The sequence below is a fragment of the Nocardioides luteus genome, assembly GCF_014648595.1.
Classification (GTDB): domain Bacteria; phylum Actinomycetota; class Actinomycetes; order Propionibacteriales; family Nocardioidaceae; genus Nocardioides; species Nocardioides luteus.
Window position 1 is genome coordinate 138,739 of record NZ_BMRK01000003.1, and the last position, 15,168, is coordinate 153,906.

A 15,168-nucleotide genomic window follows, 5' to 3' on the forward strand; every position below is an offset into this window, starting at 1 on the left:
GGCTCGTCCTCAGTCGTGGCCGAGCCGCTGGCGGAGGCCGGAGGCTCGCTGGGCGCGGTGGGTGACCGCTGCGGCGACGGCCTCCTCGGTGCCGACGACGCGGACGCGCTCCTGGGCGCGGGTGACCGCGGTGTAGAAGAGCTCGCGGGTGAGCAGCGGCGAGTCGCCGGGCGGAAGCAGGACGGTGACGGACCTGGCCTGGCTGCCCTGGGACTTGTGGACGGTCATCGCGTGCAGGGTCTCGATGTCGCCGAGGCGTGAGGGCGCGTACGCCCCGCCGCCGGCGATCGCGACCCGGAGGTCACCCGCGGCGTCTCGGTAGGTGACACCGGTGTCACCGTTGAAGAGGCCGAGACCGTAGTCGTTGGCGGTGACGAGGACCGGCCGGCCCGGATACCACTCGTGGCCCCAGCCGGCGCCGAGCGGCTCACCGGTCGTCTCGGCGAGGCCGCGCTCGACCAACCGGTTCCAGTGGGCGACACCCCAAGGTCCGTCGCGGTGGGCGCAGAGGAGGCGTGACTCGTCGAGCATGCGTACGCTGCACTCCGCATCGCCCGCCAGGCCGGCCTCGTGGAGGGCGGCGGCGTGGGTGATCAGGTCGCGCTCGACCTCGGCCATGCGGGCCTCGTCCTCGGGGTCGACGAGCTCGACCGCGGGGTCGCCGGACCGGAGCACGTCGAGCGCAGCGTCGGCGCCATCGTCACCGTCGCGCAGCGCCGCGGCCAGGGCTCCGATCGCACCACCGAAACGATGGGTGGTCCGAAGCTCGGCCACGGCCTCGGGCGAACGCACCGAGAGCCCGGCGACGAGATCGGAGAGCACCGCGCCGGCCTCGACGCTGGCGAGCTGGTCGGGGTCGCCGACGAGGATCAGTCGCGCCTCGGGGCGGACCGCCTCCAGCAGCCTGGCCATCATCGTCAGCGAGACCATGCTGGTCTCGTCGACGACGATCACGTCGTGGGGCAGCCGGTTGGTGCGGTGGTGCTTGAACCGCGTCGAGGACCCTGGCCGCCAGCCGAGCAGCCGGTGGAGGGTCGACGCGGTCAGACCCTCGAGCCGGGACCGGTCCTCCGCGGTGAACTGCGGCGCCCGCTGGGCGCCTTCGACGGCCTCCTGGAGCCGGGCGGCCGCCTTGCCCGTGGGCGCGGTGAGCGCGACCCGCAGCGGGGTCTCGGACTGCTCGGTGAGCAGGGCGAGGAGCCCGGCGACGGTCGTCGTCTTGCCGGTGCCGGGGCCGCCGGTGAGCACCGTGGTCGACTGGCGGGCGGCGGCGAGCGCGGCGGCCCGCTGCTCGGCGTATCCCTCGCCTGGGAAGAGCCGGGCTGCGGTCGCCTCGAGCAAGGGCTCGTCGGCCACGGGCCGCGGTGAGGCCAGGCGGGAGAGCAGGTCGTCGCGTACCTGGCCCTCCTCGCGGTGGTAGCGGTCGAGGTAGAGCAGACCGTCGGCGACCTGCACCACGGACTGCGCTGCCAGCGGACTGTCGGCGACGGCCTTCAACCATCCGGCCGGGTCGGGCCAGGGCAACGTCTCCTCGGTCTCCGGCAGCGTCGACAGATCGACGCAGACCGAGCCGTGGCGGACCGCGCGGACGGCCAGCGCGACCGCCAGCCGGACCTCGTCGCGCGACTCGCCCGCGAGCGCGGCGGCACGCGTCGCGACGTGGACGTCGGCAGCGGTGAGCACCCCTTCGCGGTTGAACGAGGCGAGCAGACCGGTCGCGGACCGGGCCAGCCTCGGGTCGTTGGGGTCCTCGGACTCCCAGCGCTCGATCATGCGACCACTCCGTCCAGGAGATCGGACAGCGCCACCGCCAGCGCGGCGGGCGGCTGCCAGGTGAAGACGCCGGTCGGGATGCCGTCGACGACCGGGGTGTCGGCGCCGAGCATGCCGCGGACGTAGAGGTAGAGCACTCCGCCGAGGTGCTGCTCGGGGTCGTAGCCGGGCAGCCGCCAGCGCAGGAAACGGTGCACGATCGCGGAGTAGAGCAGCGCCTGCAACGGGTAGTGGGAGTGGAGCATCGCCTCGGCGAGCTTCGGCTGGGTGTAGTCCATCGCCTCGACACCGAGGAAGTTGGTCTTGTAGTCGACCACCACGAAACGGCCGTTGGGCAGACGCAGGACGACGTCGACGGACCCCGTCAGATACCCCCGCAGCGTCTGGTCCCCCAACGGCGGAGCCTCCAGCCGGTCGGCGTAGGTGACCATCGGGTCGTCGGCCGGGAGATGGGTTCGCAGCAGCGGCGCGAGGTCACGCAGTCGTACGTCGGGCGCCCCCGGCCCACGCGCGTCACCGCCGGCCAGCGGGATCTCGAAGTCGAGCTCGCGCAGCCGGTCGCGCAGCGGGATCTGGGCGAGCGTCAGCCCGTCTGCCAGGGGGCCGAGCGGGGTGAGGTTGAGCGGGAGGATCGCCGTCGCGAGCTCCTCGGCCGAGGCCGCCACCGGCCACCAGCGCAGCTGCTCCCTGGTCCTGGTCAGCAGTTCCTCGGCCAGGTCGGGCGCCTCGGGGTCGGTGTGCTCGAGGACGGCGTGGACCAACGAGCCGAACCCTGCGCCCTTGGGCAGCTCGGCCATCGGCGAGAGTTGCACCTCGGGGGTCTCGACGAGTTCGAGCTCCGACGCCGGGAGGTCGGCGTCGGCGAGCCCGGGCTCGTCGTCCTTGCCCTCGACCTCGGGCTCCGAGGTCGTCGTGGCCGCGACGCCTTCGTCGACCCGGATGAGTCCGGAGTAGGACGTACGCCGCCACTCCGCGTCGACGTCACGGGTGAACGGTCGGGCGGCGAGGGCGCCGGGTGGCGCTTCTCGCCGCGGCGCCGTTGCCGCGACCGGCACCGCTTCCTCTGCCACGGGACCGCCGTGACGCGAGACGTTGGTCAGCAGGCTCGCCGCGTCCTCGTCGCTCGGCACAGCGACCGTGTCCGGCACCACCGCTTGGCCGGGGCCGCGCCCGAAGAGCAGCCGGTGGAGCCCGCCGGTCGCGGTGTTGGCCGTCGGCGCCCACCACGCGACGACCTGCGACTGCGCTCGGGTCAGCGCGACGTAGAGGTCGCGCAGCTCCTCCCCCAGCTCCTCCTCCTGGTGGCGGGCCAAGTGTTGGGCCCACTGCGCACCGCCGCCGGTGACGTCGATCGTCCGCTGCCCCGCGTCGTCGTGGAACCGCGCGACCTCCGGGTCGCGCACGAAGAAGTCGTAGGCGAAGGGTAGATAGACGACCGGGTACTGCAGGCCCTTCGAGCCGTGCACCGTCACGATCTGCACCGCTGCCGCATCGGAGTCGAGCCTCCGTGGCCGCTCGGTCGCGGCCGATCGCCGCCGCTCGTCCTGGAACCAGGCCAGCAGCGCCGGCAGCCCGAGCGAGTCGCGCACCGAGATGTCGTGGAGCAGCTGCCCGAGATGACGTACGTCGGTGAGCAGCCGCTCGCCGTCGGTACGCTGCAGCACGCGCGCGGTGAGCCCGCGCTCCTCGGCCGCCTCGATGAGCGCCGCGACACCTCGTCCGCGAAGCAGCAGCCCCCAGCCGCGCAGGGTGTCGGCGATGCGTGAGGTGAGTGCCTCCCCGCCCGCGTCGAGCTCGGCCGCGGTGTGACCGAAGAAGACGCTCAGCCCGGCCGCGCGCACCAACGGCGCCCGATGGGGCGAGTCGAGCGCCTGGAGCAGCGCGAGCCAGTCCTCACCGGCGGGGGTCAGGAAGACGTCGCCGCCACCGGCCATCACGGCGGGGATGCCACGCTCCTGCAGCGCCCGCTGGACGAGGAGGCCGTGGGAGCGGATCGCGACGATGACCGCGATGTCGCCGGCTCGCACCGGCTCGTCACACCAGGTCGCTCCCGAGCCGAGCAGCTCGGCGACGTCGCCGGCGAGATCGCGGGCGATGTGGTTGCGTGCGGCGCCGGCGGTGATCATCTTGCCGCGGGTGAGCTTGAATCCGGTGCGACCGACGCGACGGATCCGGAACGGCGCCGGGTGGGGAGCGCCGACGAGTCGTGAGCCGGTGTGATGGGCCTGCACGTCGTGCACGACGATCTCCGGCGAGCCCAGGGCGGCGCCGCGAAGCACCACCTGCAGACTCTTGACGAGCGGCTCGTCGCTGCGCCAGTTGATGTCGAGCGTCGACTGCGTCTTCGCCGTCCGGGCGGCGGTCAGATAGGTGTGGACGTCGCCGCCACGGAAGGCGTAGATGGCCTGCTTCGGGTCGCCGATGAGCACGAGCGTGGCGTGCCCGTCGAACGCCCGCGACAGCACCTGCCACTGCACCGGGTCGGTGTCCTGGAACTCGTCGACCAGCACGATCCGCCACCGCTGACGCATCCGCGACCGCGCCGGGGCCGAGGGGTCCTCGAGCGCGTCGGCCAGGCGGCAGAGCAGGTCGTCGTAGGAGAGGACGCCCCGCATCTGCTTGCGCCGGGCGACCTCCTCGCGCACCGCCTCCGCGAACCGGACCCGCGCGGCCGCGAGCGGGTTCTCATCAGGTGCGGCCGCGAGCGCGGACTGCGGGTCCTCGATCGCGGTGCGCGCCAGTGCCAGCGCGTCGTCGCGGCCGAACGGTGGCCGCTCCCGGACCTCGCCGAACCACTTCAGGTAGAGGTCGTCGACGACCTCCACGACCAGCTCGTCGAGCGAATCGACCAGCTCCGCACCGGCGTCGGTGTCACCGGCCACCCCGAGCGAGCGCAGCACGAGCTGGCAGAACTGGTGGGTCGTCGCGATCGTGGCGCCGTCGAAGGAGGCGAGCGCGTCGCGCACGCGCTCGTGACGTACGCGGACCTCCTCCTCGGGCACGTCCAGCAGCAGCTCGAGATGGGCGTCGAGCGGGGTCGGGCGTTGGCCCGCGACGGTGGCTGCGAAGGCGCGTTCGGCGTCGACCAGGTGGGAGCGCACCCGGTCCCGGAGCTCCTGCGAGGCGGCACGGCCGAAGGTGATCGCGAGAATCTCGTCGAGCCGCGCGACCCCCTCGACGACGTAGCGGGTCACCAGGGCGCCGATGGTGAAGGTCTTGCCGGTGCCTGCCGAGGCCTCGATCAGCGTCGTGCCGGTCGGCAGCGGACCGGTCAGGTCGAATCCGTCCATGGTCACCAGCTCCCCTGCTCCGCCGCCAGCAGCGGCGACCAGACCCGCATCGCGAGCGCACCGAAGCGGCTGGTCTCTCCGTCGAACTCCTCGCCCGGCTCCGGCTGATCGCCCAGCCCGGGGATGCCCGAGCCCTTGCCCCAGGCACGCACCTGCTCCACGTCGGACTCCTCGCCCTCGTAGCGTCCGTCGTTCCACTCCCAGCCGGCCTTGTAGAGCGCGTCGTCGATCCCGGCCTGGGTGCGCCGCTGGCGCGCATAGGCGAGCGAGGTCTTCAGCGGCAGCGGGAGCGGCGAGGTCAGGCCTCGGTCGCGCAGCCGCACCAGGTCGCGCAGCACGTCGATCGCGGTGTGGTCGAGCGGGCCGAGCTGGGAGAGCCCGAAGGGTGTGCGTGACCTGGAGTTTCCCGGTCGGCCCAGGGTCCAGGCGCTCCACGCGCGGTCCTCGTCGGAGGCGGCCAGCGCGACGAGCTGCACCCACGACTCGATCCGCCGCCGAGCGCCCAGGCGGGAGTACGTCACCGGCGCCAGCCGGTCGCCGTAGACCTCCGGCACGGTGCCGGTCAGCCGGCGTCCTTCGCCGAGGTCGACCTCGACGTCGACGGCTCGCGACTGGCCGGTCGAGATGCCTGCCTGGCGCACCCGCAGCGCCTCGGCCGCGATCGGCTTCGCCTTGGTGATCACGTCGGTGAGGATGCGCCAGCCGAGCCACTTCGGGGGAAGTACGCCGCGGCGCCACTCCTGCTGCGTCGCCTGCTCCTCCGACAGACCGGCGAGGAGGTCATGGAGCAGCCGGTCGCCCACCGACCACTGCCCCAAGCCGTCGAGTTCGACCGGGAGACCGTCGGAGAGCGGCTCCTCCTCGCGGGCCAGGGCCAGCTCCAGCCGGTCACGGAAGAACGCGCGCACCGGCGAACGGTAGAAAGAGAGCAGCTCCTCGAGGGTCACGTCGCCGGTCGGCTGCGGCGTCAGCGCTGTCGGCAGCAGCTCAGGAGGCTGGACTCGCTCCGAGACAGCGGCGACCGCACCCGCCTCCGCGGCCTTGTCGAAGGAGAACGGGCGGTCGGCGACCAACGCTCCGGGGGTCAGGTTGCGCGGGTCGAACGGCTGCAGCGGATGTCTCATCGTCACACGGTTGGAGACGGGCGTGCCGTCGTCGGTGACGGCAGTGGTGTCGAGGGTGTCCAGCAGCTCGCCGAGCGGCACCGCCGGCGGCCGGGGCTGGCCGGAGTACTCGTTGGCACCGGTGTAGGTCACCACCAGCGTCTCGGTCGCGGCCAGCAGCGCGTCGAGGAACAGCTGCCGGTCCTCGCTGCGCAGGTCGCGCTCGCCGGTCTGCGGGTCGCGGGCCAGCAGGTCGTCGCCGTCGGTGATCCCGACCCGGGGGAACACACCGTCGTCCATGCCCAGAAGGCAGACGACCCGGTGGGGCACCGACCGCATCGGCACCAGGGTGGAGACGGTCAGCGTGCCGGTGCGGAAGTTGGCGCGGGTCGCCCTTCCGGCCAGGCGCGCCCCCAGGAGCGCGCGCACGTCGGGCAGCCGCAGCTCGTCCACCGTGTGGCCCGCAGCGGCCTCGCGCACCCGGGACAGCTCGCGGGTCACCTGGCCGGCCTGCCACTCGTCGTTGGTCGAGACCGAGGTCAGCGCGGCGACGCCCTCCTCGATGATCTTCAGCCAGTGGGCCAGCGGGTGCACGCCCGCCATCTCGTCGGTAATCGACTCGAGCCGGTCGACCATCTCGGCGAACCGTCCGGCCAGCTCCACCGACCCGCTGCCCACGTCGTCGAGCGGCAGCGTCGTGTCGAGCCAGGTCGCCGAGTCCTCGGACATGGCCACCCCGGTGAGGATCCGGTCCATGCCGAAGCGCCAGGTGTTGGCGACGTACGACTCCAGCCCGAAGGGCTCCCGGTGCTCTGCGTCGAAGCCCCACCTGATCCCGGCGTCCTTGGCCCAGTCCTCGAGCTGCTCCAGCGCGTCGTCGTTGAACCCGAACCGGCGCCGAACGGGGTCGAGATGAGCCAGATCGAGTACGTCGCTCACCCCCGCCCGACCGCCGGCCAGGTCGAGCAGCCTGGTGGCCACGTCGAGCAGCGGGTTGGTGCGCGTCAGCGACCGGTCGGCCAGCTTCACCCGCAGCCGGTGGCCGGGGTGGCCGGTCTCGCCGGTCATATCCCCCAGCCCGAACGCAGCCTCGATCAGCGGCGCGAAGGTCTCGATGTCGGGGCACATCACGAGCACGTCGCGCGGCTCCAGCGTCGGGTCGTCCTCGAGCAGCCCCAGCAGCACCTCCCGCAGCACCTCCACCTGCCGCGTCTCACCGTGGCAGGCGTGCACCTGGATCGACCGGTCCTTCGGGTCCAGCACCCGCTCCTCGCGCTGCCCGAGCGTGTTGCCGCGGATGTCCTCCTGGAGCCATCGGAGCAGACTCGACTCCCGCTGGTCGATCTTGTCGAGACCCAGCCCTCGCTGGTCGACCTCGTCGAGACCTGAACCCCGGTGGTCGAGCTTGTCGAGACCCAGCCCCCGCCGGTCGACCTCGTCGAGACCTCCCGAGAACCGGTTCAGCGACCGTTGCAACTCCCGCGTATCTCGCCCCAACGTCGCCAGCAGCGGATGCCCCACAGCGGCATGAGCCCGATCCTCCGCACGCGCGACCGTCCCCTCCAGCCCCGCCAGCGCCTGCCACAGATCCTCAGACGGATGCGGCAGCCACAGATGTACGTCCCGGTGCTCCCCGAGCGCCGCGACCAGCTCGACGTCGGTCGCCGAGAGTCGGGTGTGCCCGAAGAGCGAGACCCGCTCCGGCAGCTCGAACTCCCCCGGCGCCTCCTTCAGCCGTGCGACCGTCGCAGCATGCCGCTCCACCGGAGTCGGCCCACCGACCAGGTCCGCGACGGCCCGCCACAGCGGCGGCTGCCAGGCCAGATCGTCGGCGATCTCCTTGCCGAGCCCGTCGGTGTCCTGCCCAGCGCTCCAGTCGGCCACCACGCTCGGCCGCTGGTCCGCATACGCAGCGAACAGCTTCGCGAGCCTCCGCGCCAGCGCCAGCCGCCGCCCCCGTCGGCGTACCCCTTCTTCCGTCTGATCTCCGTGACCCAGATGCTGCGCGAGCGACCGCGCCCAGGGCTCGTCGAGCGAGGCGTCGATCGCCGCCAGCACCGGCCAGGTCAGCGACTCCGGCCCCCACGGATCCTCGTCGCCCGTACCCGCGATCTCGGCGAACAGCGACCACGGCGACCGAAAGTCGACCCCCGCACAGATCCCGTCCGCACGCCCCTCAGCCGCCCCCAGCCGATGCGAGAGCCGATGCGACAACCACCGCTCCACCCCGCGCGCCGGCACCACCACGACCTCGGTCGCGAAGGGATCCTCGGAAGGCACCGAAAGCAGCTCGCCGAGCGAGTCGGCGAGCAGATCGGTCCGCGGCGCGCGGTGCAGATGTACGACCACAGACCGCAACCTATCGGTGAGCTCCGACATCGCCTCTGAGGCACCCAGAGCGGCTTGTCGCAAGTGTCCGCGCAACGGTAGGTGAAGACCGATCTGTCATGTTCGACGCGACGATCACTTTCTACGGCCTCGTCCCGCAGCGGTGACCTCGCGCGGTTGTCAGCCCCCGAACTTGAACGTCGGCATCACCTGTTCGATGAACGCATCTGCTTCCTCGCGCGTGACCCACTCAGGATTGAACGACCAAGCAACCACGACCTCAGAGTCACCCACCACGGTTCCGTAGTGGTCGAACCGCTCGGTCTCATTGGTCCCTCGAAGGTGGAAGAACGTGCTGCCGCCATACTTCACGTCGGGGAGACGTTTCCCGTCCGGGACTGCTGCAGGATCGGGTGACAGGTTGGGTCACGCAGCCTGAGTGGCTGGCGTGATCTTGATTGTCTCGTACTCGATGGGAGTTAAACGTCCCAGGGTCGCTTGTCGTCGTCGGCGGTGGTAGGTCTTCTCGATCCAGGTCACGATCGCGATGCGGAGGTCCTCGCGGGTCTCCCACGCCGTGCGGTCGAGGACGTTCTTCTGGAGCAGGCTGAAGAACGATTCCATGGCCGCGTTGTCGCCACACGCGCCGACGCGACCCATCGATCCGACCAGCCCGTGGCGGTTGATCGCTCGGACGAATTTTCGGCTGCGACATTGGCTGCCTCGGTCGGAGTGAACGATGCAACCGGCCACGTCCTCACTGGCTGCTCGGCGCATCCGGACCGCGTTCTCGAGTGCGTTGACCGCGAGTTTGGACTTCATCCGGTCGCTGATGGAGTAGCCCACGATCCGGTTCGCGTAGACGTCCTTGACCGCGCACAGGTAGAGCTTGCCCTCACCGGTGGGATGCTCGGTGATGTCGGTCAACCACAACTCGTTCGGGGCGTGCGCAGCGAACCAGTGCCGGGTCACACCGTGCTCGTCGACGTGCGCGACCAGGTCGTCGTGAACCGGTGGGCCGGCCTTCTTCGCCTTCGCACGCTTGGGCTTGGCGAACGCGCTCCACCAGCCGTTGACCGAGCAGATCCGCCACGCGGTCCGCTCCGCCATCTGCTGCCCGGCCGCACCGGCTTCCTCGACCAGGAACCGGTAACCGAACTCGGGGTCGTCGCGGTGCGCGTCGAAGAGGGCATTGGCTCGGTAGGCCTCTTCCAGCATGGCGGGCGTGAGGGGTCCTCGAAGCCACCGGTAGTAGGGCTGGCGAGCGATCTTGAGGACCCGACACGTCACCGCGACGGGGATCCCGTCGACAGCCAGCTCACGAACGAGCGGGTACATCATTTTCCCGGCAGGTTGGCCTGCGAGAGATAGGCCGCGGCCCGACGCAGCACCTCGTTCTCCTGCTCGAGCAACCGAATCCGCTTCTTCGCTTCACGCAGCTCAGCGTTCTCAGCCGCCGTGGTCCCCGGCTTCGCCCCGTCCTCGACATCGGCCTGCCGCAGCCAGTTGGTCAGACACGACTCGCTGATCCCGAAGTCAGCAGCGATCTGCTTCAACTGCTGACCAGGCTCACGGTTTCTCGCGACACGAACAACATCGTCACGGAACTCCTTGGGGTACGGCTTCGGCACAGCACACATCCTTCCAGCAGCACCTCTCGGCACCACAGATCAGATGTCACCTAACCCTGCAGCAGTCCCTCCGGGTACGCCGTTTCCACCCGCGAGAGTGCGGCCTTGGCGAGATCGTCCACGTCGGAGGCGAGGGTCACATCAGCGTTTGAAGATCGCCCTACCAGTGGGGTGGTCGTCGTCTGGCGCGCTGAGCACGTAGCGGGATTCTCCGGACTCGACCTACCAGCCGGCGGGAGCCGTGAGGAGCGCGCCGTTGATTTTCGCCGTTTCTTCTTCACCGGACGCGGTTGATGACTCAGAGGCCTCCGGGGCGCTTGGTAAGGATGAGGTGTCGGGTCCCGACGGTGCATCGTTTCCGCCGCAAGAGGAGAGCGCCAACGCCGTGATCGCCGCAACGGTGATCGCAGTGAGGGATCGGGCGACGCCCGTCCGAGATCCAGCCATGACCGGAGAGGATAGTGGCTGGCGGACGGGAGTCATTGACCTTGACGTACCGATGGACGTCGGCGACCCCTCGTAGATGCCACTGCGCTCGCTCGTTGCTCAGCCTGCGAACTTGAACGTTGCCATCACTTCGTTGATGTACTTATCGATCTTCTTGCGAGACGTCTCCCCGGCGAACGACCAATGCACAGATACCTCGGTGCCGCCGTCCAAGAGAGCACCGTAGAGGTCGTACGTTCGAGACTCTCCGGTGGCCTGGATATGGAAGAACTTCGTGCCCCTGAACTGCACATCGTCCAGTCGCTCGACGTCCGAGTAGTCACCGATCACGCTTTCACGACTGGTCGACGCGAGCTCGTCAGTTGATGCCGCGAGGGTCGACCCTGTCATGAGGGTTGCAAAGCCGTCTCTGAAGCCTTGCTCGTCCTTCGGCGTGCTCAGTACGTAGTGGACTCCGTCCTCCATACGCACATCCCAAGCGGGCGGCGCCTTGAGCTGCACCCCGTCCGACTCGACGCCGTGCCAACCTGCCCCTGGGTCGGTGGGCTCAGGCGACGCCGCACCACCCGACGAGGGCGCCGTCATCGTCGTTTCTTTGCCCGACGGGGAGTCTTTGCCGCACCCGGCAACGCCGGTTCCAAGAAGCACAACCACAGCCGCGGTTGCGAACGCGATGGAGCGTCTCCGAGATCTGGTCATGCCAGAGAGCGTATCGGCTCTTCACAGACTAGTGGCTTTCTGATCGACACCCCCTAGGGTCTGCTGTTTAACTTAGGTCAACGTCCGGACACACTCGGGAGACTGCCAATGACAGGGCCACGCTCGACTGGGGTCAACAAGCCCCTCGTCAATCAGATCAAACAGGTACTCATCGACGACACAGTTGAACTCGACAAGGTGCACGTCGACAAGCCCCGCGCCGGCAGTCTCGGGGGCAGTCAGACCGCCAACACTCTCGAGACCCTGATGAACCTCGCTACCGAGCGCATCAACTCCGCACTCTCAGAGACCTCGAAAGCCATGGTTTCGTTCGTCGATGGCCTTGACGACGCTGTCCGTGCTGTAGAGGACGCGGACGAGCAAGCTCGCACGGACGCTCACAACCTGATGACCGCAGGTGTCGACTTGATCAGCCAACCGTTCTTCGACAACTTGGTCAAGGATGCTCGACTGAACCTACCTGACATCAACCTGCCGTTCCTCCCCGACTTCGGAGCGCTGGAAGAAGCGGCGACGCGAGCCAAGTTTGGTCAAGACGACAAGGCGGAGGGGTAATCCATGGGTCCTAGAGGCACCATGATGTCAATTCTCAGAGAGTATGTGGTCAACGCTGACCCCGACGACATACAAACGCGTCTGGAGGACTGGGAGAACGCCCGAAGGGTGTTCCAAGAACTTGTGAAAGACCTCCACCTAGCTGCGAAGAGGGTCCCAGAGGCGTTCGAGGAGACCTCGGACACCAGCATCGCTGCCAAAGCTGCGTTCCAGACCTCTGCAACTAAGTTGACCAGCAAGGTCCAACAACTCACAGATGCCATTGAGGCCCTCGGTGAGGCCCGCGCTGAGGTCAAGCGGGCGCAGGAGAAACATCGGGCCCTCGAACAGAAGCTTTCTTTCGAACCGGTCTCTGCCCCGGATGAGTCGGCCTCGAAGTACGCCCAGACCGGTCCTGGCATCGACTCGGCGCAAGCAGTTCAAAACCGGAAGAACTTCCAAGCCGATCGCCGCGCGTACGACGCTCAGCAAGCAACTATCGCTGACGCTGAACAGGCTGCTGCACGACAAATCGAGCAGGTCGATACGCAAAACTACACATCCCAGCCGCCAGTTCGTGCCCTTACGGAAGAGCCCGGGTCTCCGAACGACCCTGCGCCAAAGCCGCCGTCGTCCCCGGGCTCCTACAGCCAGATTGCCGCATCTCGAGCACGGATCTCGAAGATCAACTCCAACACCCTCTACCCCGAGGGCTGGGGTCACGAGATCATCGCGCAGGAGAAGGCGAACATCGAGGCACACCAGGCGGAGAACAAGCCGGAATGGGACGGCAACCAGTGGATCAACGCTGACGGCTCGCCTGCGCCGTCGACCTCGTACGCGATGGTCGAAACGGCCAACGGGCTGGCTCCGCTCGCGGGCGGAACCGGCGGGATGACCGCCATGGCCGTTGCTGGCGGCGGCGCGCTCCTGACCGCAGGCGTGGCGAAGGCGCTCGCCAGCAAGTTTGCCGCGGGCGGGGCGTCCGCGAAGGCGGGCGCCCCGGCAGCCACCTCGAGGTCGGCCGCAGCTCGTTCGACAGGCGCCCGTGCGGGTGCGGCTGGCGCCAGGGGTGCCGGTGCAGGTGCGGGAGCCCGCGGCGCAGGCGGTCGTGGAGCCGGCGGACGTGGTGCAGGTGCGGCTGGCGGCCGTGGTGCAGGTGCGGCTGGCGGCCGTGGTGCTGGTCGGGCTGGTGCAGGCGGGCGCGGAGCCGGCGTGGGCGGTCGCCGCGGCGGCAAGAAGCGCGACGAGAACGGCAGCCAGAACCAGGAGTGGGCAGCCGACTACACCGATGACTGGACCGAGACCGCCAGCGACGTTCTGGACCCTGGCGCATCGCGCGGTTGGGTTCCCAACCCTCCCGCTGACGGCGGCGAGAGCGGGCCTCGCCAGTCCAAGTAACAACGTGAAAGAGAAGCGGTGCTGATCCAGCAGAAGACGGATCAGCACCGCTTCTCGTCGTTTCCTTCACGCGACAGAGGTGCCCTCGAGCTCGATCATCTGGCCGGGAACGGCCAGACGGGTGACGCCGAGCATGGTGGTCGTTGGCGCTACCCCCGCCGCGCCGAGGCGTGAGGCGAGCGCGTCGTAATGCTGAAAGAGGAGGTCGACATCGGTGGCGTACACGTTGAGCCGGACCAAGTTGCTCAGAGACATCTCGGCATCACCGAGTACAGCCTCCAGATTGTCGAGGCTCAGACGGATCTGCGCGACCATGTCGCCTTCGTGCTGCGGCTTGCCGTCGGCACCCATCGCGGTCTGGCCCGAGCAGTAGAGCGTGCGGGTCGCACCGGTCACGACCTCACCTTGGTTGAAGCCCAGCCCCGTCGACCAGGTCACGGGGTTCACTGGGATTCGTTCGATCGCCATGTCCATCTCCGTTCGGCTCACGCGAGGGCCTCCCCCGCGGCGGATCCAGCCTCGCAAGGAAACACGACATCCTCTGTCAGGTATTCGATTAGATTCTGACCCGTGCGTGCCGACCGGCTGGTGTCCCTGGTGCTCCTCCTGCGCCAGCGCGGACGGCTGACCGCTGACGTCCTCGCCCAGGAGCTCGAGCTCGACCCGTACCGTGCTGTGCGACATCGAAGCGCTTTCGGCCGCCGGCGTCCCGGTCTACGCCGAGCGCGGCCGCCACGGTGTCTACTCCTTGCTCCCCGGGTTTCGGACCGAGCTCACCGGCCTGAACCATGATGAGGCCCTCGCCCTCCTGACCGCCGGTTCGGGACGTGCCGAGCAGATCTTCGGGCTCGGCTCAGCGCTCGCGTCAGCGATGCGGAAGATGGTGGACGCACTCCCAGAAGGCCACCAGACCGCAACGAGCGACGCCGCGCAGCGGTTCCTCTTGACCCGGAGACCGACCTGCTCTCGCGCCGGCTCGACGTCGACGAGGTCCCCGACCACACCATGGCCGAGGTCCGACAAGCAGTGCTCACCGGACACAAGCTGCACCTCCACTACGCCTCCCGAGGCCAGGCGCCGCGCTGATGCATCGTCGACCCGATCGGTCTGGTCACCGTGCGCGAGAAGGGCTACCTGCTGACCACCGAGGACGGCGTCGACCGCACCTTCCGGATGTCGCGCATCATGGAAGCGAGCGCCTCCCCGATCCGGCTGAACGGCCGGAGCACGTCGATCTCCATCGCATCTGGGCCGATCGCTGCGCGCAGTTCCTTTCGGACGGCCACATCGCCGTCCAGGTTCGTGTCGATCCAGTACGGAGCGACCAACTGCTCGACATGGCCGAGGCCGTACGCGCGGAGGCGCCAGACCCGGACGGCTGGCTCCGTCTGGAGGTCACCTTCCAAGACTTATGGCACGCAGAGGGGCACTGTGGCAGCTCGGCGCCGAGGTCGAAGCGCTGGACCCGCCGGAGCTCCGCCGCGCGATGGACGAACGGCGCTCGCAGTAGCGAACCGATACTCCTTGCCTGCCGCGGGAATCTAGACTTGGCTCCGGCGTTGGTCTAGAAGCAGAAGCGTCGACACGCGATGTATCGAGCAGATCGACGTCGCTCCCGGACACCGGGAACGACGTCTTCCTGGAGGACCGAGCCCGCCGACTGTGTCGTCTACACGCACCTTGGCAAGACAACGGCGAAGTACGGCGCGCGACCGAACGTGCGGATTTCGATCGTGGCGAGACCTGCGACTCGCGGAGGCAGGCGATTTTTCGACGTACCTTGTAAGGGCAGGCGACCTCGACCCCCGGACATGCGGCGAGGGCGCAGAGGCTCACGCCACACGGTTCATCTCACCCAAGTGCTCGATGTCGTCGTCGAGCTGGCGACGGGCGTCGGGGGCCGTGGGAGCGGCAGTAGGACTAGAAGAGGAAGACGAGGGG

The 15,168-nt window shown here is 69.0% G+C and carries 9 protein-coding genes; 2 read left to right on the forward strand and 7 right to left on the reverse strand.

Annotated elements, in window-relative coordinates:
• Positions 1-9: 9 nt before the first annotated feature.
• From recD to IEY81_RS05175, 6 genes are all read right to left on the reverse strand, one after another.
• A complete protein-coding gene (gene recD / locus IEY81_RS05150) occupies positions 10-1,773 on the reverse strand; it encodes an exodeoxyribonuclease V subunit alpha (RefSeq protein WP_189117389.1) in 1,764 nt (587 codons plus the stop codon).
• Positions 1,770-5,063: a UvrD-helicase domain-containing protein gene (locus IEY81_RS05155; protein ID WP_189117390.1), complete on the reverse strand. Its 3,294-nt coding sequence runs from the start codon at positions 5,061-5,063 to the stop codon at positions 1,770-1,772. Before IEY81_RS05155 ends, recD begins: the two co-directional genes overlap by 4 nt.
• A 2-nt stretch (positions 5,064-5,065) precedes the next feature.
• Positions 5,066-8,515, reverse strand: a complete 3,450-nt coding sequence (recC, locus tag IEY81_RS05160) for an exodeoxyribonuclease V subunit gamma (protein WP_189117391.1) — start codon at positions 8,513-8,515, stop codon at positions 5,066-5,068.
• Positions 8,516-8,674: 159 nt separating this feature from the next.
• On the reverse strand, positions 8,675-8,866 hold the full coding sequence (locus tag IEY81_RS05165) for a hypothetical protein (protein ID WP_189117392.1): 192 nt from the start codon (positions 8,864-8,866) through the stop codon (positions 8,675-8,677).
• Positions 8,867-8,920: 54 nt separating this feature from the next.
• Positions 8,921-10,125 (reverse strand): IS3 family transposase gene (locus IEY81_RS05170; RefSeq protein WP_189117393.1). Its coding sequence is split into 2 segments (ribosomal slippage): positions 8,921-9,838 and positions 9,841-10,125, totalling 1,203 coding nucleotides; the frame shifts between segments, so codons are not numbered across the junction.
• A 546-nt stretch (positions 10,126-10,671) separates the two neighbouring features.
• The gene (locus IEY81_RS05175; RefSeq protein WP_189117394.1) at positions 10,672-11,271 is read right to left on the reverse strand and encodes a hypothetical protein; all 600 of its coding nucleotides are present in this window, start codon (positions 11,269-11,271) and stop codon (positions 10,672-10,674) included.
• A gap of 108 nt (positions 11,272-11,379) precedes the next feature.
• Here IEY81_RS05175 and IEY81_RS05180 point away from each other — a divergent pair, with 108 nt between their 5' ends.
• On the forward strand, positions 11,380-11,847 hold the full coding sequence (locus IEY81_RS05180; protein ID WP_189117395.1) for a hypothetical protein: 468 nt from the start codon (positions 11,380-11,382) through the stop codon (positions 11,845-11,847).
• A gap of 24 nt (positions 11,848-11,871) precedes the next feature.
• On the forward strand, positions 11,872-13,227 hold the full coding sequence (locus IEY81_RS05185; RefSeq protein WP_189117396.1) for a hypothetical protein: 1,356 nt from the start codon (positions 11,872-11,874) through the stop codon (positions 13,225-13,227).
• Between the two features lie 66 nt (positions 13,228-13,293).
• Here the strand turns inward: IEY81_RS05185 and IEY81_RS05190 are convergent, their stop codons facing one another.
• Positions 13,294-13,689 (reverse strand): RidA family protein, encoded by a 396-nt coding sequence (locus IEY81_RS05190; protein WP_189117633.1) that lies wholly within the window; start codon positions 13,687-13,689, stop codon positions 13,294-13,296.
• Between the last annotated feature and the right edge of the window lie 1,479 nt (positions 13,690-15,168).

What these genes read in the sequence shown, in the direction of transcription:
- recD (WP_189117389.1), bottom strand. Translation starts at nt 1,773, where the DNA reads ATGATCGAGCGCTGGGAGTCCGAGGACCCCAACGACCCGAGGCTGGCC.
- IEY81_RS05155 (WP_189117390.1), bottom strand. Translation starts at nt 5,063, where the DNA reads ATGGACGGATTCGACCTGACCGGTCCGCTGCCGACCGGCACGACGCTG.
- IEY81_RS05175 (WP_189117394.1), bottom strand. Translation starts at nt 11,271, where the DNA reads ATGACCAGATCTCGGAGACGCTCCATCGCGTTCGCAACCGCGGCTGTG.
- IEY81_RS05180 (WP_189117395.1), top strand. Translation starts at nt 11,380, where the DNA reads ATGACAGGGCCACGCTCGACTGGGGTCAACAAGCCCCTCGTCAATCAG.
- IEY81_RS05185 (WP_189117396.1), top strand. Translation starts at nt 11,872, where the DNA reads ATGTCAATTCTCAGAGAGTATGTGGTCAACGCTGACCCCGACGACATA.